The following is a 17,886-nucleotide window of genomic DNA, read 5'->3' as shown; positions in this document are numbered from 1 at the left end:
AGCCAGGCGGGGCGGCGGAAGCGGTAGGGGAGACGGGCGGGGAACGGAGACGGTCAGTCGACCCAGCCGGGCAGGGGCTCGCGGGCGGCGAGCCAGTCGGCGGGTACGCCGCCCGGCGTACCGACGCCGGTGTGGGCGGCCACGACCGCCCCGACGATGGCTGCCGTGGTGTCCACGTCCCCGCCCGCCTCGACGCAGGCCCGGATCGCCGCCGGGTAGTCGTCGAGGTGCGTCGCCGCGACCCAGAGCGTGAACCCGACGGTGTCCTGCGCGGTCACCCGGGAGCCGTTGCCGAGCGCGTCCACGGCGACGGCGAGGGGGCGGCCCAGCAGGCCCGCCGCGCGGCGTACCCTCTGGTGCACCTCGCCGCCGGAGTCGAGGGCGGCGGCCACCGCGGCGAGCAACCGCGACGGCGGCGGGCGGTCCCCGTCGAGGCGGGCCCGGGCGGCAAGGGCGCCGGCCACGGCCACCGCCACCGCGCCGGCGATTCCCTCCGGATGCGCGTGGGTGATCTCGGCGCAGGCCCGCGCCTGGGCCGCCGCGTGCCGGGTCGAGTCGGCGAACCAGGCCCCGAGGGGGCCCACCCGCATCGCCGCGCCGTTGCCGCACGAGCCCTGCCCGTCGAACGCGGAGGCCGCGGCGACGGGCCACGGCGTGCCGGTGCGGATCAGCCGCAGGATGGTCACCGCACCGGGCCCGTAGCCGCGGTACGGCTCGCAGCGGTGCGCGAAGGCCAGCGCCAGCCGGTCCCGGTCGATCTCCCCCGCGCCGATCAGCTCGGCCACCACGGAGCAGGCCATCTCGGTGTCGTCGGTCCACTGCCAGGGCGGCGGCGGGAACCGGCCGGCGGCGAGGTCCGCGGGCTGTCGACCGGGCACGAAGAACTGCGAGCCGAGGGCGTCGCCGACGGAGAGGCCGTGCAGGCTGTCCCGGGCGAGTGCCGTACGGGTGTCCGCGAAGAGCGTGAAAGGCATGGCCGTACCAGCTTGCCCTGTCGCGGGGTGCGCCGCAACGCGCCCCGCTTGCCCCGGCGAGTACGGTGCTGACGTGGCCACGGTGCTCCTGGTCGAAGACGACCACGTCGTACGCGGCGCGATGTTGCGGTCCCTCGCCGAGCGCGGGCACGCCGTGCACGCCGTGGGCACCGCGCTGGACGCGCTGCGCCGGGTCGCGGCGGAGACTCCCGACCTGGTGGTGCTGGACCTGGGCCTGCCCGACCTCGACGGCTCGGACGCGCTGCGGATGCTGCGCGGGATCACCGACGTGCCGATCATCATCGCCACCGCCCGCGACGACGAGCAGTCGGTGGTACGGCTGCTGCGGGCGGGCGCGGACGACTACATGGTCAAGCCGTTCACCGGGGCGCACCTGGACGCCCGCATCACCACCGTGCTGCGTCGCGCCGGCCGGGCCAGCCGGAGCGTGCAGCCGGCCGTGCACACCGTCGGCGGCCTGCGGGTGGACGTCGGCGAGCGCAGCGCCCTGCTCGACGGGGTGCCCCTCGCGCTGACCCGCAAGGAATTCGACCTGTTGGCGTATCTCGCCGCCCGACCGGGGCGGGTAGTGTCCCGCCGGGAGCTCTTGGAGGAGGTATGGCGGCAGCCGTCGGTCGGCGAGGACCAGACCATCGACGTTCACCTGTACTGGCTGCGCCGCAAAATGGGCGAGTCCGCGGCGAAGCCGCGCTACCTGCGCACCGTGCGGGGGGTGGGCTTCCGGTTGGTGGCCCCGGACTGAGGGTCACGCTGGCCTGGCTCACGGCCGGCATGTGCGCGCTCGTGGCGCTCGCGTTCCTGGTTCCCCTCGGCATCAGCCTCGGCGAGCAGGCCCGCAAGGAGGCCATCGCCGATGCCGCCCGGCGTAGCGCGCTGGTCATCGGGGCCCTAGCGGTCAGCACCGAGCCCGCGGTGGTCCAGCGCGCGGTGGAGGCCAGTGGCGAGGACCCGGCGACCCGGCCGGTCGTGCACGGGCTGGGCGGCGACGACACGACCGGCCGGGCCGACGCAGCGGCGCTGGCCCGGGCCGTCGCCGACCGGCGTTCCGTGGTCACGGACGTGCCGGGCGGGGTGCTGCGGCTCGATCCGGTGGTGCTCGGCGACACGGTGGCGGTGGTCGAGGTGTTCGTCCCGGGCTCCGCCCTCGACGAGGGCGCCACGGGACGCTGGCTGCTGCTGGCGGCGGTGGCGGCGGCGCTGGTCGGTGCCGCCGTGCTGGTGGTGGACCGGGTCGCGGCCCGGGCGGTCGACTCGACCCGGGGGCTGGTGCGGGCCGCCCTCGCCGTGGGCGACGGCGACCTGGGGGTGCGCGTCGAGCCGAGCGGCCCGCGCGAGCTGGCCGAGGCCGGCTACGCGTTCAACCGGATGGCCGATCGGTTGGTGACGGCGCGCACCGACGAGCGGGAGCTGGTGGCCGACCTGTCGCACCGGCTGCGTACTCCGCTGACGGTGCTGCGGCTCGACGCCGAGGGGCTGGACTCCGACGACACCAGCGTGGGCTCGTTCACCGAGGCGGAGCTGGACCGGCGGCGCACGATCCGGCGGATCCGGCAGGCGATCGTCACCTTGGAGGGCGAGATCGACGTGCTGATCAAGACGACCCGCAAGACGGTCGCCCACGAGGCCGGTCCGGCGATGTGCGACGTCAGCGAGGTCGTCCGGGACCGGATGGTGTTCTGGTCGGCCCTCGCCGGGGACCAGAACCGCCCCCACCGGGTCAGCGGCGGCCAGTTGCGCATCCCGGCGCCGGTGCCCCGCGCCGAGTTGGCCGCCGCGCTCGACGCGGTGATCGGCAACGTGTTCCGCTACACCCCGCAGGGCACCGCGTTCGAGGTGGCGGTCTCCCGCCGGGACGGGTACGTGGCGCTCCGGATCGACGACGCCGGCCCCGGGATCGCCAACCCGGACCGGGCGTTGCGCCGGGGGGCCAGCGACCAGGGCTCCACCGGCCTGGGCCTGGACATCGCCAAGCGGGTGGCGTTGCAGGCCAACGGTTCGGTGAGCATCGACCGGGCCCAGCTCGGCGGGGCCAGCGTGGTGATGCTGCTGGCCGACCCGGAGGCCATCCCTCGACAGGTCAACCGGTTCGGCCTGGTCGGGCGGATGGCCCGGGAGGCGCGGGAGCAGAAGGCGGAGGGCCGTCGCTGGCCCCGCCGGCGGCCCTCGGCCGGCTGACGCGGCAGGCCGCTCGTTCCGGCGGGTTGTGCGAAGACGCAAGTCTTTCTTAGATCCGGATTAACCACGGCGGCACATCGGACGCGGGGTGGCAGTATCTGGGGCGAACCCATCAGTTCCGCCGGCCACTCCGGGGTTTCCTCAGGTCGGTGGAGCCGTGCGCGCGGCGGGAGTGCGGTCCCCCCACAACCTCCTCCCGCCGCGCGCCAGTCCCCAGATCCGGGTGCCCATCGGCCCGTGGTCCGGCGGGCCGGCAGAAAGGCCCGGTCAGCCGGCCGTCGTGGCCAGGTAGCGGTCGATCTCGGCGGTGAGCCGCGCCTTCTCCCCCGGTTCCAGGAACGACGCCGTCACCGCGTCGGCGGCCAGCGCCGCCAGCCCCTGCGGGCCGAGGTCGAGCAGTCGGGCAGCCACCGCGTACTCGTCGTTGAGCGTGGTGCCGAACATCGGCGGGTCGTCGGAGTTGATGGTGACCAGCACGCCGGCCTCGACCAGGCGGGGCAGCGGATGCGCGTCGAGCGACGTGACCGCCCGGGTGCGCACGTTGGAGGTGGGGCAGACCTCCAGGGCGATGCGCCGCTGCGCCAGGTGGGCGAGCAGCTCGGGGTCGTCGGCGGCGGAGATGCCGTGGCCGATGCGTTCCGCGCCGAGGTCGCCAAGGGCGTCCCAGATCGTCTGCGGGCCGGTGGTCTCGCCCGCGTGCGGGGCCGAGTGCAGCCCGGCCGCCCGGGCCTGGTCGAAGTACGGCTTGAACTGTGGCCGGGGCACGCCGATCTCGGGGCCGCCCAGGCCGAAGCTGACCAGCCCGTCCGGCCGCTCCTGAAGGCAGATCCGCAGGGTTTCCTCGGCGGCCGGCAGCCCCGCCTCGCCGGGGATGTCGAAGCACCAGCGCAGGGCGATGCCGAAGTCGGCCTCGGCCCGCCTGCGGGCGTCCTCGATCGCCTCGCAGAACGCCGGCGCGGGAATGCCCCGGCGCACGTGGGAGTACGGGGTGACGGTCAGCTCGGCGTACCGGACCTGCTGGCGGGCCAGCTCGCGGGCCACCTCGTGGGTAAGGATCCACACGTCGTCGGGGTCGCGGACCAGGTCCACGACGCTGAGGTAGACCTCGATGAAGTGCGCGAAGTCGCGGAAGGCGAAGTAGTCGGCCAGGGCGTCCGGGTCCGCCGGCACCGGGCTGGCCCCCTCGTGGCGGGCGGCCAGCTCGGCCACGATGCGCGGCGACGCGGAGCCGACGTGGTGCACGTGCAGCTCCACCTTGGGCAGGCCGGCGATGAAGGCAGACAGGTCGGTCACGGGCTCTCCTTGGCAGGGTGCGACGGGCGGGCACCGGTGCGGGCGACGACGAAGACGCGGCGGAACGGGAAGCAGACCTGCCCCTGGCGGACCGGGTAGGCGGCCGCGAGGCGGGCCGCGAGCGCGGCGCGGAAGTCGGCCCACCGGGCGTCGTCCAGGGCCGCCCGGACCGGACGCAGCGCGGTGCCCTCCAGCCAGGTCAGCACCGGGTGGTCGGCGTCTGCGGGGGCCGGCAGCAGGTGCACGTACGTAGTCTCCCAGGCGTCGACCGCGCAGCCGGCACCGGTCAGCAGCGTGGCGTAGCCGACCGCGTCGTCGACCGGGCTGTCGCGTTGCGTCAGGGCCAGCTCGGCGGCCCACGGCCCGCTCCGGCCCACCGCGCGCAGCGCCCGGTGCGAGGGAGCGTCGAAGTTGCCCGGCACGCCGAAGGCGAGCCACGCCCCGGCGGGCAGCTCGGCGACCCATCGGGTCAGCAACTCCCGGTGGCCCGGCACCCACTGGAGCAGGGCGTTGCTGACCACCACGTCGACGTCCGGGGCGGGGTGCCAGTCGCGCACGTCGCCGACCGCGAAGTCCACCGGCGCGTCAAGCCCGGTGGCCCGGTCGATCATCTCCGGCGACGAGTCGAGGCCGGAGATCCGCGCGCGCGGCCAGTGGGACGCCAGGCCGGCGGTCAGGGTGCCGGGCCCGCAGCCGAGGTCGACCACGGCCCGCGGCCGTTGGGCCGGGACGCGGGCGAGCAGGTCATGAAACGGCCGGCCCCGCTCGTCGCGGTAGCGCAGGTACGTCGCCGGATCCCACATCACGCCTCCAAACCGTACGTCCGTCTTTTTCAACGTACGGCCCCCTGCGAGGCCAGACAAGCGGGTCACTAGGCTCAGGGCATGCAGCAGCGCATGTTTTCCCGGCTCGGGCGGCACGTCGGCGTGGTCGGGCTCGGCGCCTGGCAGCTCGGCGCGGACTGGGGCCGGGTCGACGAGGCCGACGCGATGGCCGTCCTGGCCGCCGCCGTGGACGCGGGCGTCACGTTCATCGACACCGCCGACGTGTACGGCGACGGGCGCAGCGAGCAGTTCATCGGGCGGTTCCTGCGGACCCGCCCCGACGCGGGGCTGACCGTGGCGACGAAGATGGGCCGCCGGGTCGAGCAGCGGCCGGAGGCGTACACGGCGGAGAACTTCCGGGCCTGGACCGACCGGTCCCGGGCCAACCTCGGCGTGGACACCCTCGATCTGGTCCAGCTCCACTGCCCACCCACCGCCGTGTTCGGCGACGACCGGGTCTTCGACGCCCTGGACGCCCTCGTCGCCGACGGGCGGATCGCCGGGTACGGGGTCAGCGTGGAGACGTGCGACCAGGCGCTCACCGCGATCGCCCGACCCGGCGTGGCGAGCGTCCAGATCATCCTGAACGCGCTGCGCCACAAGCCCCTCGAACGGGTGCTGCCGGCCGCCTCGGCCGCCGGGGTCGGCATCATCGCGCGGGTGCCCCTGGCCAGCGGCCTGCTCTCCGGCCGGTACGACGAGCACACCACCTTCGCCTCCGACGACCATCGCACGTACAACCGGCACGGCGAGTCGTTCGACGTCGGGGAGACCTTCTCCGGGGTGGACTTCGGCACCGGGCTGGCCGCCGTGCGCCGGCTCGCCCCACTGGTCGGGACGGGCCGCACGATGGCCCAGTTCGCGCTGCGCTGGGTGCTCGACCAGCCGGGCGTCACCGTGGTCATCCCCGGCGCCCGCGACGCCGAGCAGGCCCGGCGCAACGCCGCCACGGCCGACCTCGCGCCGCTTACGCCCGACGAGCTGACCGCCGTCCGGGACACCTACGACGAGCTGGTCCGGCCGCAGGTGCACGACCGGTGGTGACCCGCCCGGCGGCGGTGCTCGCGCACCCCAGCGACGGGGCGCAGGCCGGACCGGGCCGGCGCGGGTGCCCAGCCGGCGAGGGAGGAACGCGATGAGGGGGTGGCTCCGGCTCACCCTCGGCCTGCTCGCGGTGGTCGTCGGCGCTGTCTGGACGGTGCAGGGCCTCGGCTACGTCGGCGGCAGCGTCATGACCGACCGGCGGGTCTGGGCGCTGCTCGGCCCGGTGCTGGTCCTGTTCGGACTCGCGACCCTCTGGTACGGCCTGCGCGCCCGACGTCGCCGCCCCTGAACCCCCGCCGCAGGGCGGCCGGACGACCCGTCCCGGGCGGGGCGGCCCCGACGACATGGAAAGCCCCGCATCCCGAACGGGACACGGGGCTTCATTGTGATCCGGGTCGGATCATCCCCTCGGCCGGCACGCCGGCCGGGACTGCTCAGATCGGGCGGACCTGCTCAGCCTGCGGGCCCTTCTGACCCTGGGCGATCTCGAACTCCACCCGCTGGTTCTCCTCCAGCGTGCGGTAGCCGCTGGTCTGGATGGCCGAGAAGTGGACGAACACGTCAGCACCCCCGCCGTCGACGGTGATGAAGCCGAAGCCCTTGTCTGCGTTGAACCACTTCACGGTTCCCTGCGCCATGTGTATCTCCTTCTAAAACTGGCGGCCGAGCACGCCGTGCGGCCGATTGGCCGTTTTCGAGCAGCGGCGCCTGAGGCGGCCCCCTGTGCAGGAGACTTCTCTCAACCCACGCCATCTCGCAACAGCGTGGAACAGCAAACCACGTAGCGAAAACTCTGCACAGCCTACCCGACGAAATTCTCCGACATGTGACCCGAAGGACGCCCGAATTCCGGCCTCGCGGGCCGGCACCGCCGAGCGAAAGGGCCCCCTCCCGGTCTACCGGGAAGGGGGGCCCACGCCTGTTTCGGCCGCTCAGTCGGGCCACCGGCCGGTCATCCGGCGTACGCCCACCGCGCCGCCACGGTCCACAGCCGCCCGGACCACCGCGAAGATCGCGCCCTGGAGGGCGGCGGCGGCGAGGATCTCGCCCCAGCCGCGGTCCTCGTCGGTCGCGCTCGGTGCCTCGCCGTCGCCGGCGGTCACCTTCCACACCTGCCGGAAGATCGCGCCCGCGACCGCACCGGCGGCCAACCCCATCAGCACCCCGACCGGCCGGTACGCGGCCCTGCCGATGCCCTTGCTCACCTGCGCCTCCCCCGGACGACCAACAGCACGATCATGGTAGCCACCGCGCCGGCCGCGACCGCCGCCCACGGCAGCGGGCCGCGCGCCAGCTCCGCGCCCGAGGCGGCCCGGTTCCGGGCGGCCTCGGCGCCCTGGGCGGCCTGCCCGCGCACCCGGGCCACGGTCTGCGCGGCCTGCTCCCGCACCCGTCCCTTCGCCTGCTCGGCCGAAGAGCGCAGCCGGGCCTTCACGTTCGCCTTGGCGGCCAGCGCCTCCATCGTCTCGCCCAGTTCCACCCGGGTACGCCGGATCTCCTCACGGAGCGCCTCGGTGTCGCCGGTGCCGTTGCCCAGGCCGCCCGTCATGCCCGTGGCCTGTCCTTCACCGCGGCGGTGACGGTGTCCACGTCCGCCCGGACGCTGCGTACCGTCGCCGCCGGCACCGGCGGAACCGCCTGGCTGACCTGCTTCTTGCCGACCAGGGCGAGGATCCCGGCCACCAGGAAGAGCGCCACCGCGACGATCAAGGCGGCCAACCAGGCGGGCACGACCAGCGCCAGCAACAGGATCGCGGCGGCGACCAGCGCGCCGAGGCCGTAGAGCGCCAGGGCGCCGCCGCCGCCGAAGAGGCCGATCCCGATGCCGGCGTGCTTGCCCTTCCGGGTCAGCTCCGCCCGGGCCAGGGCCAGCTCGTCGCGGACGAGCCGGGAAACCTGCTCCGTGGCCCGCTGCACCAGTTCGGCGGTGGACGGCTCGCTTTCGGTCCGAGGCATGCGGTGATTCGCAACGTCAGCCATGCTGTCCTCCTTTCGTCATCACCGCGCTGTATGCCCGGAGTCGCCGCCCGTCAATCCTGCGCGGAGCGGCCAGTCGCACTGACCGCGTCGCGCAGCAGTCCCCAGGGAACGGCCGTTCAAACCCTGCCCGCCCCTTACGGCAGATCAACGCACCGCCACACGTCCCTGCCCCGCGCACCGTCAGCGCGGGGCCGCAACGTGGTTCCCCGACGGGTCCGGGGCGTCCTGCGACGGCTCCGGCGCATTCCCCGACGGGCCCGGGGCCTCGGGGCGGCCGGTCGGCTCGTCCGGGCCGACGAACGCCTCGCTGCGGGCCGCGCCGTCGTCGCTGCCGCCGAAGACCCGGGCGTCGTCGGGCGCCTCCGGCTCGGTCCGGCGGCGCATTGGGGGCCGGGGCTGCACCGCCTGCCAGGGCAGCGCGCCGGAGGCGTCGCCGACCTCGGCGCGCATGCGGGGCAGCGCGGTCGGACGGTGGTCCCGGACCCAGCCGACCAGGTGCTCGCGGACCAGGCAGCGCAGGTCCCACAGACTGCCGGCGTTCGCGGCGCTGACCAGCGCCCGCACCTTGATCAGGCCGCCGGTGGCGTCGGTGACCTGAAGGACGCACACTCGGCCGTCCCACAGCTCGCTGCCCTCCACCAGCCGGCGCAGTTCCTCCCGCATCTCCTGCACGTTGATCGACCAGTCGACGTCGAACTCGGCGGTGCCCAGCACGGCCGCCTCGGTGCGGGTCCAGTTCTGGAAGGGCTTGCTGGTGAAGTACGAGGTGGGCAGGATCAGCCGGCGGTCGTCCCAGATCTGCACGACGACGTAACTGAGGGTCAGCTCCTCGATGCGTCCCCACTCCCCCTCGACGACCACCACGTCGTCGAGGCGCACCGCGTCGCTGAAGGCGAGCTGCAGTCCGGCGAAGACGTTGCCGAGCAGGCTCTGCGCGGCGAGCGCGGCCACCACACCGACGACGCCGGCAGAGGTCAGCACGCCGGCACCGACCCCCCGGACGCTCGGGAAGGTCATCAGCATCACGCCGAGGGCGAGGATCACGATCACCGCGATCGTCAGCCGGCGCAGCATCACCACCTGGGTACGGACCCGGCGGGCGTGCCGATTGTCCGGCACGTCGACCCGGAACCGGGCCAGGGCGACGTCCTCGACCACCACCAGCAGCGAGGCGACCAGCCAGGACACGGTGGCGATGATGCCGAGCACCAACATGTGCAGCACCACCTGCCGCCACGGTGTGCCGACGGCGTAGCCGGTGGAGAACCGGACAGCGAACTGCACGGCGAGCACGGTCGCGGCGACCTGGAACGGGCGGTGCGCGTGGTCGGTCAGCTCGGTCATCAGCAGCGAACGCCGGCCGAGCCGCCGGGTCATCCGGTGCACCACCTCGGCCAGGAAAAGGGCGATCGCCGCCGCGGCGAGCGCGGCGACGACCGTCGTGAGGTAGCTCTGCACGGGTGTCTCTCCCCCCTTCAGCGGGTCCCTCGATCCGGGCGAAAGCCCAATGGTGCCCGCTGTCCGCCATCGCGGCCAGGTCAGACCCTGCGGTACCGGGACTGGAGGAAGCAGTACACCCCGTAGCAGGCGATGCCGAGTGCGACCAGGGCGAGCAGGAACGGGCCGTACGACTGCTCGCGCAGGGCGCGCAGGGCGGCGTCGAGGCCGCGGGCCTTCTCCGGGTCGTAGTTGACCCCGGCGACGACCACCAGCAGGCCGGCGATGCCGTACGCGACGCCCTTGGCGACGTAACCGGCCGTGCCGAGGCGGAGGGCCAGGGTCCGGGTGTGCGTGTTCATCTCCCCGGTCTTGAGGTGCTTCTGGAACTTCTTCTTCCACCCGTAGATCACCAGGCCGACGCCGATCGCGGCGAGCACCAGCCCGGCCAGGCCGACCAGCAGGCGACCGCCGCCGGACTCCATCAGCCTGCCGGTGAGGGCCTCCTGCTGGTCGGCGCTGCTCGAACCGGCGTTGGCGAATACCTTCCAGGCGATCCAGGCGAAGTACAGGTAGACCAGGGTGCGCGCGGCGGAGGCGATCCGCCCATAGAGCCGCTGCCGGCCGCGCTCGGCGCGGTGCCCGACAGCGGCCTCCAGCGCCTGCCAGATCGCCATGGCGAGCATGCCGACGGCGATCGCGACGCAGAGGAACTTGCCCATCGGCTGCTCGGCCAGGGTGCTCAGCGCACCGGACTGGTCGCCGTCCTTGCCGCCCGAGTCGCCGAAGGCGATCTGCAGGGCGAGCCAGGCGAACAGCAGGTGCACCACGCCGTAGCCGATGAAACCGGCCCGGGCGAGTAGTTCGAGCCACCGGCTGTCCGCGGCCTGCGAGGCGGTGGCTTCGGCATTGCGGGTGAGTGACATGGCGCCACAATCTCCGATTCCGGAGATTCCCAAACGTCGACCGCCACCGCCAGGTGACGCGCCGTTAGCCGTTGGCGTTGCGCGAGACGCGGATCTTGACCTGCTCGTCGGTGACGCTGTCCAGGGTGACCGCGAAGCCGCCGACCTCGGTGGCCTGCTGGCCCACGGTCAGCGACAGCTGCTCGCCGGCGACCTCGACGGTCACCTGGTCGCCCTGGGCGCCGACCAGCTTGGTTTCGACGCCGAGAATGGTGGCGCTCGCCTCGACGCCCCGGTCGAAGGTGACCGTGCAGGCGTCCAGGCCGCAGTCGGTGGAGGCGCCCTCGGAACTGCAACCGGCGAGCAGGGCGACGCCGAGCGCCAGGCCGGCCAGCAGGCCGGCGGCGCGGCGGGTAGGGGTGGACGGGAAGGTACCGCGTCGGTTCGTCACGCGATCAAGGGTACGAGACCCCCGCGACCCCCGCATTCGTGCAAGCAGCGGCGGCAACGCGCTCGGCACGGTGCCGGAGGTGGCGGCGATCGCCGCGGCGGCGCACGCGGTCCGGGCCAGCGCGTACCAATACAGCACCGGCGACGAGGCCGACAGGTTGCTCGCCGAACTGGACCGGTTGGCGGCGGCCGGGGGCAGAATGGCCGGGTGAGCTTCCTGGTCGAGGACAATCCCGCCCGCCGCCGCTTCGAGATCCTGGTCGACGACGCGCTGGCCGGGTTCACCGCGTACCTGCCCCGGGGCGCGGTGCTGGTCTTCACCCACACCGAGGTCGACGCGAAGTTCCAGAACATGGGAGTCGGGTCGGCGCTGGTGCGGGCCACTCTGGACCAGGTCCGCGAACGCGGCGGCCGGGTGGTGCCGAAGTGCCCGTTCATGGCGGCCTTCATCGAGCGCCACCCCGAGTACGCGGACCTGGTCGCCGCCACCGCCTGACCGGGCTTCCGCCTGGTCGTCGCCAGCACCGCCGCCGGGCCACCGCCTCACCGGGCCGGCGGCGGCGTCACCCGGTCACGTTCTCCCGCACGCCCGCCAGCGGCACCGGGGCGACGTGCCCCGTGCCGGCCAGCAGCTCGGCGGCGGCCCGCGCGCCGGCCCGGGTCGCGCCGTGGGTGGCGACATGCACGGCACCGGTGACCAGGGCGGGCACGCCCAGCTCGACCACCACCGCGTCCGGGCGGGCGGCGAGCGCCCGGGCCACGGCGGCGCGCATCCAGTCGTGCCGGTGCAGGTCGCGCACGACCAGCACCAGCGGCCGGCCGACGGCCCCGGCGGCGACACCGGCAGGCGGGTCGCCCTCGCCGAGGCGGACGGCGGTCGTGCCCGGCAGCAGGGCGGCGAGCGGGGTGGCGATCCCCCACGGGGTCTCCGCGCCGATGGCGACGTTGCGGGGCGGCTCGAACTCGACCACGTGCGGGGCCGTGGCCAGCGGCAGGGCCGCAGCGGCAGCCGTCGCGGTGACCCGTACGGCGCGGCGGGCTGCGGCCAGCCCGATCGGGGAGCCCTCCGGGGCGGCGGTGGGGCGCGACGGGGCGCCGGCCCGGGCGGCCACCGTCCAGGCGGCGAGCTGCCCGACGCGCTTGGCCGCCTCGGCCAGCCGCTCCTCGGGCAGCTCGCCCGCGACGACCGCGGCGACGATCGCGTCGCGCAGCTCCCGGGGGGCGTCCTCGTCTGCGCGTTCGCCGCCGACGCAGATCGCGTCCGCCCCGGCGGCCAGGGCGCGGACCGCCGCGCCGGCGAAGCCGTACCGGTCGGCGACCGCCCGCATCTCCACCGCGTCGGTGACGATCACGCCCTGAAAGCCCAGCTCCTCGCGGAGCAGGCCACCGAGGATGCGGGGGCTGAGGGTGGCCGGCAGCTCCGGGTCGAGCGCCGGGACGAGCAGGTGGCCGGTCATCACCGCCTGCACCCCGGCCGCCACGGCGGCCCGGAACGGCACCAGCTCTGCGGCGTCGAGCTGGTGCCGGCTGCCGCCGATGCGGGGCAGGTCGTGGTGCGAGTCGACGCGGGTGTCGCCGTGGCCGGGGAAGTGCTTGGCGCAGGCGGCCACCCCGCCGGCCTGGAGTCCGCGTACCCAGGCGGCGGTGTGCCGGGCGACGAGTGCCGGGTCGGCCCCGAAGGCGCGTACCCCGATCACCGGGTTGGCGGGGTTGGAGTTGACGTCGGCGTCCGGGGCGTAGTCGAGGGTGACGCCGACCGAGGCCAACTCCCGGCCCAGGTCGCGGGCCACCTCGGTGGTGAGTTCGGCGTCGTCGACGACGCCGAGGGCCAAGTTGCCGGGTCGGGAGCTGCCCCGACGCGACTCGATCCGGGTGACGTCGCCGGCCTCCTCGTCGATGGCGACGACGACGTCGGGACGCTCGGCGCGCAGCGCGGCCGTGAGCGCGGCGACCTGGTCGAGGTCGACGATGTTTCGGGCGAAGAGCACCACCGAGCCGAGCCCGTCGCGGAGCCATCGGCGGACCCACGGAGGCGGGGCGGTGCCGACGAATCCGGGTTGCAGGACGGCGGCCGCCAGGCTCGCCAGGTTCCCCGTCGGTGCGCTGCTCATGCGGCTGCCGTACCCCCGTCTTGTGCCGTGTCGGACCGGCCGCGGCCCCGCGGCGGTGCTGCCATGGTCACACCACCGCCGACAAATAGTCAATAAACTTTACTGTTACTCTCTGGCGCGGGCCGACCCTTCGTGGGAGAGTTCCCACATGCCTGTCCCGCCGCTCGCCGACGCCACCAGCGCGGCCGACGTGCCCGGCGTCCGCCTGCTCGGTCTGGTGGTCGGCGGCCTGCTCCTGCTCGCCGCGATCCGGGCCATGTTCGGCCGCCGCTGACCCCGATCGCGGCGCTGACCCGATCCACCGGCCGGACCACACTGTCCATCTTCCGCGCTGCCCGAGGTGCCAGGAGGGCCCCTGTACAACAGGATGCGTTCACCGGGGCCCCTCCTTCCCGGCGGGTTTCGGCGGTGATCGCCCGGGGTACCTCCGGCCCTCGATGAAGCTGTCCACGCACTCCATGACGTTGCGCCGCGCGGCGCGGAGCCTCTTTGGCTGGAAAGCGCTGCGGCCCAACCAGCTCGCCGCCATGCGCGCGGTGATGAAGCGACGCGACGCCCTGGTGGTGCTCCCCACCGGCGCCGGCAAGTCGGCGATCTACCAGATCCCGGCCAGCCTGATCCGCGGCCCGACCGTGGTGATCTCCCCGCTGCTCGCCCTCCAGCAGGACCAGATCGCGGCCCTCAACGAGCGTCGCCGCCCCGAACTGCGGGCGGTACGGATCAGCTCGGACGAGACGCCGGCCCAGCAGGCGGAGGCGATCGAGGAGATTCGCGCGGGCCGGGCCGAGTTCCTGTTCATCACGCCGGAGCAGCTGGCCAACCCCGACCGGATGGCGGAGGTCAGGTCGCTGAAGCCGGCACTCGTGGCGATCGACGAGGCGCACTGCATCTCGGTTTGGGGGCACGACTTCCGCCCCGACTACCTGGCGCTGGGCCACCTCATCGAGGGCCTCGGCCGGCCCCCGGTTGTCGCCCTGACCGCCACCGCCTCCCCGCCGGTACGCGACGACATCATCGCCCGGCTGCGGCTGCGCGACGCCGAGGTGGTCGTCTCCGGGCTGGAGCGGCCGAACCTGTTCCTGGAGGTCGCGCACTGCCCCACCGAGGACTACCGGTGGCGGCGGCTGCTCGCCCTGCTGCGCGAGGACAACCGCCCCGGGATCATTTACGTGCCGACCCGGCGGGCGGCCGAGGAACTGGCCGCGCGGCTCACCGGCGCCGGCTTCCCGTCCGATTTCTACCACGGCGGCATGCCCGCCGGGGCGCGCGGAGAGCTGCACGAGGCGTTCCTCGCCGACCGGGTGCCCATCATGGTGGCCACCTCGGCGTTCGGCATGGGCATCGACAAGCCGAACATCGCCTGGGTGGTGCACATGGCGCTGCCGGACTCGCCGGACAGCTACTTCCAGGAGATCGGCCGGGCCGGGCGCGACGGGCAGCCGGCCCGGGTGCTGCTGCTCTGGCAGGCCGAGGACGTCGGACTGCAACGCTTCTTCAGCGGCGGCCTGCCGGACGCCGGCGAGCTGCGCGACCTGGCCGCCCTGCTGCGGCGCGGGCCGGCGACGAAGAAGGAACTGTCGGAGGCGACCGGTCTGAGGCCGCGCAAGCTGGGGCAGTACCTCGCCCTGCTGGAGCAGGTCGGGGCCGCCGAGCCCCGGTCGCGGCAGCGGATCGGCGCGCCCCGGTACTCCCCGACCCCGGGCGAGGCCGGCGACGCGGCGCGGGCGGAGGCCGAGCGGCAGCGGGCCGTGACCCGGTCGCGGACGGACATGATGCGGGCCTTCGCCGAGACGACGGGCTGCCGGGGACAGGCGCTGCTGGCGTACTTCGGCGAGCAGATGACCGAGGTCTGCGGGCACTGCGACAGCTGCCTCGCCGGCACCAGCGTCGCCGACGACGGCGCCAGCGGACCGTTCCCGGTGCACAGCCAGGTGCGCCACCCCGAGTGGGGGCCGGGCCTGGTGCTCAGCTACGAGGACGAGCGGATGACCGTGCTCTTCGACGAGGTCGGCTACAAGACGCTGTCGGTGCGCGTGGTGTCCGAACAGGGTCTGTTGACCCTCGACTAGCCTGAGCCGGGCCACCGTGCCCACGGCACCGAGATGGAACAGACGAGAGGAGCGCGGTCGTGATCGAGCAGCCGGCGTACACCGGTTTCGGTTTCTCCGACGAGGAGTGGGGGCTGCTGGTCGGCCTGCCGCAGTCGGTGCTGACCGCGGCGAGCGCCGCCGAGCACGACGGCGCCCGCCGGACCATGGCCGAGAACGCGGCCGGGCTGGAGAGCATCGCCACGGGCCGCGAGTCGGGCAGCCGGCTCGTGGCCGCCGTGGCGGGCGAGATCGTGTCCCGGGTGGGTGACCCGGAGGCCGGCGAGGAGCTGCCGGTGATCGCGCCCGCCGACCCGCGGGCGGTGATCGAGGACGTGCTGAACCGGGCGGCCTCGGCGGCCCGCCTGCTGGCCGGGAAGGTCGACGAGGGCGAGGCCGGCGCCTACAAGCACTGGCTGGTGGAGATCGCCGAGCACGTGGTGACCGCGGCGCCCAGCGGCGGCCTCCTGGGCCTCGGCGGCGACCAGGTGAGCGACTCCGAGCGGCGCTTCCGTGACCGGCTCGCCCAGGTCCTCAACGACTGATCGCGCGGACGACGACTGGTTCCCCGAACGACGCGCCGGCCGTCCCCGCACCGGGGCCGGCCGGGCCGCTTGCCTCCCCTGGGACTCGCGCCACCGGCGGCGGCGTGGGTGCGCGGGTTGAAGGGGTGGGCCGAGGCGCACATGGACGACGTGCTCGCCAACCGCGCGACGTACGACGACCACGTCGCCTGAGCCCGACCCGGCACGTTCCCCAGGCCCTAGGCGTCCTCCAGCAGCTCCAGCACCCGCAGCTCCGCCTCCGCCCGGGGGGTCCGCGGCCCCACCGGTGCGACCACGCCGTCGTGGAACAGGTCCACCACCCGGGGGTCCACGTAGGAGGTGCGGGCGACGGTCGCCGTGTTGCCCAGCAGACCCGCGACCTGCCGCATCACGGCCGCCACCGCCCTCTTGCGGGCCGTCGCCGAGCGGGCCGGAGCGTGGGCGGCCAGCTCGGTGGCCGCCAGCACGGTGGCGTGCCAGGTGCGGAAGTCCTTCGCGGTCATCTCCCCGCCACTGGCGTCGCGCAGGTACCCGTTGACCTCGTCGCTGCGCACGTCCCGCCAGGCCCGGCCGTCCCAGTAGCCGAACAGCCGGTCGGCGGCGCGCCTGCGGCGGCGCAGGTTGGTCAGCACCCGGCACAGCTGCGGGTCCTCGATGCGGCGCACCTGTTCGACGCCGCCCTTGGCGGGGAACTCGAAGACCACGCAGCCGCCCCGGCTACGCGCGTGCTCGGGACGCAGCGTGGCCACGCCGAAGGTGGCGTCGTCGCCGACGGCGTACTGGTCGCCGCCGACGCGGAACATGCCCATGTCGAGCAGCCGGGCGACCGTGGCCAGCACCCGGTCCCGGTTCAGCCCCCGGCCGGACAGGTCGTGCCCCACCCGCTCGCGCAACACCGGGAGCCGGTGGGCGACCTTCAGCACATGGTCGAACTTCGCCTCGTCCCGCTGCTGCCGCCACCGGGGGTGGTACAGGTACTGCTTGCGCCCGGCGGCGTCGACGCCGGTGGCCTGGATGTGCCCGTTCGGGTGCGGCGAGATCCACACCTGCCGCCAGGCCGGCGGGATCACCAGCTCCCGCAGCCGGGCCAGCTCCTCCGGGTCGCGGACTGGGTCGCCGGCCGGGTCGAGGAAGAGCCAACCACGGCCGCGCCGACGGCGGCCGTATCCCGGCCCGCCTGGATCGCTACGCCGTAACCGCACCGGCAACTCGCACCGCCTGTTCCGCTTCCGCCACGGCGGCCAGCACCTCCTCGACGCCGATCGCCGCCAACGTCGGATCGGGTTCTACCCCGGCGAACGGGGGCCAATCACCCTCCGGTCCGCCGCTCCCCGCTCGGGTGCCGGCCCACAGCGCCCGGTGCCACGGCCGGCCAGGCGGAGGACCCCACCGGGCCGGCGGGGCGGGACCGAAGAGGACCACCGACGGGATGTTGTAGCCGGTGGCGAGATGGGCGACGCCAGTGTCGCCGCTGACCACGATGCGGGCGTGCGCCACCAGGGAGGCCAGCCCACCGAGGTCCGTACGGCCGGCGAGCACCGCGTCCGGCGCGAGGCCCGCCCGGCGCGCCACCCGCCCAGCCAGCTCCCGCTCGTCGGCCGACCCGGTGACCACCACCCGGTGCCCCCGCCCGGCGAGCGCGCGGGCCAGCGCCGCGAACCGCCCGGCCGGCCAGCGCTTGGCCGGGATCTTGCTGCCCGGGTGCACGACGCTCACCCCGGTCGGTGTCCGGCCGGCGGGCGGGCGGCGCAGGGCGAGGTCGGTGCGATCGGCGGGAATGCCGTACCAGGCGAGCAGGCGGCACCAGCGGTCGACCTCGTGTTCGTCGGGCCGCCACTGGGGGCCGTCGGTGTGCCCGGCGTCGGGGTTGACGAACGCCAGCAGCCGGCGTGGCCGGGTCGCGGCGAGCAACCGGTGCGACTGCGGGCCGCGCCCGTGCAGGTTGACGGCCAGCTCCGGGGGCGGGTCGGGCCGGCCGAGGGGGTCCAGCCCGGCCGCCGGCAAAAGCCGGTCGACGCCGCCGACCAGGCGGACCAGGGG

The 17,886-nt window shown here is 74.5% G+C and carries 22 protein-coding genes and 1 pseudogene; 10 read left to right on the top strand and 13 right to left on the bottom strand.

Annotated features, from left to right (window positions below; translation table 11 throughout):
- Window positions 1-53: 53 nt before the first annotated feature.
- Window positions 54-974, bottom strand: coding sequence for an ADP-ribosylglycohydrolase family protein (locus E1258_RS17330; RefSeq protein WP_132402161.1), 921 nt, complete (start codon window positions 972-974; stop codon window positions 54-56).
- Between the two features lie 73 nt (window positions 975-1,047).
- On the opposite strand from E1258_RS17330, the gene E1258_RS17325 reads away from it, so the two are divergent.
- Window positions 1,048-1,737 (top strand): response regulator transcription factor, encoded by a 690-nt coding sequence (locus tag E1258_RS17325; RefSeq protein ID WP_132402158.1) that lies wholly within the window; start codon window positions 1,048-1,050, stop codon window positions 1,735-1,737.
- Between the two features lie 29 nt (window positions 1,738-1,766).
- Window positions 1,767-3,170 (top strand): HAMP domain-containing sensor histidine kinase, encoded by a 1,404-nt coding sequence (locus E1258_RS17320; protein WP_207919600.1) that lies wholly within the window; start codon window positions 1,767-1,769, stop codon window positions 3,168-3,170.
- Between the two features lie 267 nt (window positions 3,171-3,437).
- On the opposite strand, the gene E1258_RS17315 is transcribed toward E1258_RS17320, so the two are convergent.
- Window positions 3,438-4,463: an adenosine deaminase gene (locus E1258_RS17315; protein WP_132402155.1), complete on the bottom strand. Its 1,026-nt coding sequence runs from the start codon at window positions 4,461-4,463 to the stop codon at window positions 3,438-3,440.
- Window positions 4,460-5,266 (bottom strand): trans-aconitate 2-methyltransferase, encoded by an 807-nt coding sequence (locus E1258_RS17310; RefSeq protein ID WP_132402164.1) that lies wholly within the window; start codon window positions 5,264-5,266, stop codon window positions 4,460-4,462. The genes E1258_RS17315 and E1258_RS17310 overlap by 4 nt, the downstream gene beginning before the upstream one ends.
- Window positions 5,267-5,347: 81 nt before the next feature.
- On the opposite strand from E1258_RS17310, the gene E1258_RS17305 reads away from it, so the two are divergent.
- Window positions 5,348-6,331, top strand: a complete 984-nt coding sequence (locus tag E1258_RS17305) for an aldo/keto reductase (RefSeq protein ID WP_132402152.1) — start codon at window positions 5,348-5,350, stop codon at window positions 6,329-6,331.
- A 91-nt stretch (window positions 6,332-6,422) separates the two neighbouring features.
- The gene (locus tag E1258_RS17300; RefSeq protein ID WP_132402149.1) at window positions 6,423-6,620 is read left to right on the top strand and encodes a hypothetical protein; all 198 of its coding nucleotides are present in this window, start codon (window positions 6,423-6,425) and stop codon (window positions 6,618-6,620) included.
- A 145-nt stretch (window positions 6,621-6,765) separates the two neighbouring features.
- Here the strand turns inward: E1258_RS17300 and E1258_RS17295 are convergent, their stop codons facing one another.
- From E1258_RS17295 to E1258_RS17265, 7 genes and pseudogenes are all read right to left on the bottom strand, one after another.
- A complete protein-coding gene (locus E1258_RS17295; protein WP_007075740.1) occupies window positions 6,766-6,969 on the bottom strand; it encodes a cold-shock protein in 204 nt (67 codons plus the stop codon).
- Between the two features lie 294 nt (window positions 6,970-7,263).
- Complete coding sequence (locus E1258_RS17290) at window positions 7,264-7,536, bottom strand: DUF4235 domain-containing protein (protein ID WP_036375144.1); 273 nt, start codon at window positions 7,534-7,536, stop codon at window positions 7,264-7,266.
- On the bottom strand, window positions 7,533-7,880 hold the full coding sequence (locus tag E1258_RS17285) for a DUF3618 domain-containing protein (RefSeq protein WP_132402145.1): 348 nt from the start codon (window positions 7,878-7,880) through the stop codon (window positions 7,533-7,535). Before E1258_RS17285 ends, E1258_RS17290 begins: the two co-directional genes overlap by 4 nt.
- Window positions 7,877-8,311 (bottom strand): phage holin family protein, encoded by a 435-nt coding sequence (locus tag E1258_RS17280; RefSeq protein ID WP_132402141.1) that lies wholly within the window; start codon window positions 8,309-8,311, stop codon window positions 7,877-7,879. The genes E1258_RS17285 and E1258_RS17280 overlap by 4 nt, the downstream gene beginning before the upstream one ends.
- 279 nt (window positions 8,312-8,590) lie before the next feature.
- Window positions 8,591-9,769 (bottom strand): annotated as a pseudogene (locus tag E1258_RS17275) (mechanosensitive ion channel family protein); the annotation flags it as partial.
- Between the two features lie 80 nt (window positions 9,770-9,849).
- Complete coding sequence (locus tag E1258_RS17270; protein WP_132402135.1) at window positions 9,850-10,674, bottom strand: DUF1206 domain-containing protein; 825 nt, start codon at window positions 10,672-10,674, stop codon at window positions 9,850-9,852.
- Window positions 10,675-10,738: 64 nt separating this feature from the next.
- Window positions 10,739-11,104 (bottom strand): hypothetical protein, encoded by a 366-nt coding sequence (locus E1258_RS17265; RefSeq protein ID WP_007075734.1) that lies wholly within the window; start codon window positions 11,102-11,104, stop codon window positions 10,739-10,741.
- A gap of 79 nt (window positions 11,105-11,183) precedes the next feature.
- Here E1258_RS17265 and E1258_RS35445 point away from each other — a divergent pair, with 79 nt between their 5' ends.
- Window positions 11,184-11,315: a hypothetical protein gene (locus E1258_RS35445; RefSeq protein ID WP_256371012.1), complete on the top strand. Its 132-nt coding sequence runs from the start codon at window positions 11,184-11,186 to the stop codon at window positions 11,313-11,315.
- Complete coding sequence (locus E1258_RS17260; protein WP_132402132.1) at window positions 11,312-11,599, top strand: GNAT family N-acetyltransferase; 288 nt, start codon at window positions 11,312-11,314, stop codon at window positions 11,597-11,599. The genes E1258_RS35445 and E1258_RS17260 overlap by 4 nt, the downstream gene beginning before the upstream one ends.
- 67 nt (window positions 11,600-11,666) lie before the next feature.
- On the opposite strand, the gene E1258_RS17255 is transcribed toward E1258_RS17260, so the two are convergent.
- Window positions 11,667-13,214, bottom strand: a complete 1,548-nt coding sequence (locus E1258_RS17255; protein ID WP_132402129.1) for a glycoside hydrolase family 3 N-terminal domain-containing protein — start codon at window positions 13,212-13,214, stop codon at window positions 11,667-11,669.
- Window positions 13,215-13,362: 148 nt separating this feature from the next.
- Between E1258_RS17255 and E1258_RS35440 the strand changes: the two genes are divergently transcribed.
- The 4 genes from E1258_RS35440 to E1258_RS35435 all read left to right on the top strand — a co-directional run bounded on the left by E1258_RS35440 (window position 13,363) and on the right by E1258_RS35435 (window position 16,038).
- Complete coding sequence (locus E1258_RS35440; protein WP_255349000.1) at window positions 13,363-13,488, top strand: hypothetical protein; 126 nt, start codon at window positions 13,363-13,365, stop codon at window positions 13,486-13,488.
- 163 nt (window positions 13,489-13,651) lie between these two features.
- Window positions 13,652-15,283 (top strand): RecQ family ATP-dependent DNA helicase, encoded by a 1,632-nt coding sequence (locus tag E1258_RS17250; RefSeq protein ID WP_132402126.1) that lies wholly within the window; start codon window positions 13,652-13,654, stop codon window positions 15,281-15,283.
- Between the two features lie 59 nt (window positions 15,284-15,342).
- A complete protein-coding gene (locus E1258_RS17245; protein WP_132402123.1) occupies window positions 15,343-15,846 on the top strand; it encodes a hypothetical protein in 504 nt (167 codons plus the stop codon).
- 69 nt (window positions 15,847-15,915) lie between these two features.
- The gene (locus E1258_RS35435; RefSeq protein ID WP_256371010.1) at window positions 15,916-16,038 is read left to right on the top strand and encodes a hypothetical protein; all 123 of its coding nucleotides are present in this window, start codon (window positions 15,916-15,918) and stop codon (window positions 16,036-16,038) included.
- A gap of 26 nt (window positions 16,039-16,064) precedes the next feature.
- Here the strand turns inward: E1258_RS35435 and E1258_RS17235 are convergent, their stop codons facing one another.
- Entirely contained in the window at window positions 16,065-17,048 is a 984-nt protein-coding gene (locus E1258_RS17235) for a DNA topoisomerase IB (protein ID WP_132402120.1), read from the bottom strand.
- On the bottom strand, window positions 17,032-17,886 hold an 855-nt coding region (locus tag E1258_RS17230; RefSeq protein ID WP_132402117.1), incomplete at its 5' end, for a glycosyltransferase family 9 protein. The genes E1258_RS17230 and E1258_RS17235, both read right to left, overlap by 17 nt.

The sequence above is a fragment of the Micromonospora sp. KC207 genome (assembly GCF_004348615.1).
In the GTDB taxonomy this organism is placed as follows: domain Bacteria; phylum Actinomycetota; class Actinomycetes; order Mycobacteriales; family Micromonosporaceae; genus Micromonospora.
Note: the sequence above shows the minus strand (reverse complement) of the source record. Positions and strands in the feature narration are given on the sequence as shown.

What these genes read in the sequence shown, in the direction of transcription:
- E1258_RS35440 (WP_255349000.1), top strand. Translation starts at nt 13,363, where the DNA reads ATGCCTGTCCCGCCGCTCGCCGACGCCACCAGCGCGGCCGACGTGCCC.
- E1258_RS17280 (WP_132402141.1), bottom strand. Translation starts at nt 8,311, where the DNA reads ATGGCTGACGTTGCGAATCACCGCATGCCTCGGACCGAAAGCGAGCCG.
- E1258_RS17285 (WP_132402145.1), bottom strand. Translation starts at nt 7,880, where the DNA reads ATGACGGGCGGCCTGGGCAACGGCACCGGCGACACCGAGGCGCTCCGT.
- E1258_RS17270 (WP_132402135.1), bottom strand. Translation starts at nt 10,674, where the DNA reads ATGTCACTCACCCGCAATGCCGAAGCCACCGCCTCGCAGGCCGCGGAC.
- E1258_RS17300 (WP_132402149.1), top strand. Translation starts at nt 6,423, where the DNA reads ATGAGGGGGTGGCTCCGGCTCACCCTCGGCCTGCTCGCGGTGGTCGTC.
- E1258_RS17330 (WP_132402161.1), bottom strand. Translation starts at nt 974, where the DNA reads ATGCCTTTCACGCTCTTCGCGGACACCCGTACGGCACTCGCCCGGGAC.
- E1258_RS17255 (WP_132402129.1), bottom strand. Translation starts at nt 13,214, where the DNA reads ATGAGCAGCGCACCGACGGGGAACCTGGCGAGCCTGGCGGCCGCCGTC.
- E1258_RS17310 (WP_132402164.1), bottom strand. Translation starts at nt 5,266, where the DNA reads ATGTGGGATCCGGCGACGTACCTGCGCTACCGCGACGAGCGGGGCCGG.
- E1258_RS17320 (WP_207919600.1), top strand. Translation starts at nt 1,767, where the DNA reads ATGTGCGCGCTCGTGGCGCTCGCGTTCCTGGTTCCCCTCGGCATCAGC.
- E1258_RS17295 (WP_007075740.1), bottom strand. Translation starts at nt 6,969, where the DNA reads ATGGCGCAGGGAACCGTGAAGTGGTTCAACGCAGACAAGGGCTTCGGC.
- E1258_RS17250 (WP_132402126.1), top strand. Translation starts at nt 13,652, where the DNA reads ATGAAGCTGTCCACGCACTCCATGACGTTGCGCCGCGCGGCGCGGAGC.
- E1258_RS17305 (WP_132402152.1), top strand. Translation starts at nt 5,348, where the DNA reads ATGCAGCAGCGCATGTTTTCCCGGCTCGGGCGGCACGTCGGCGTGGTC.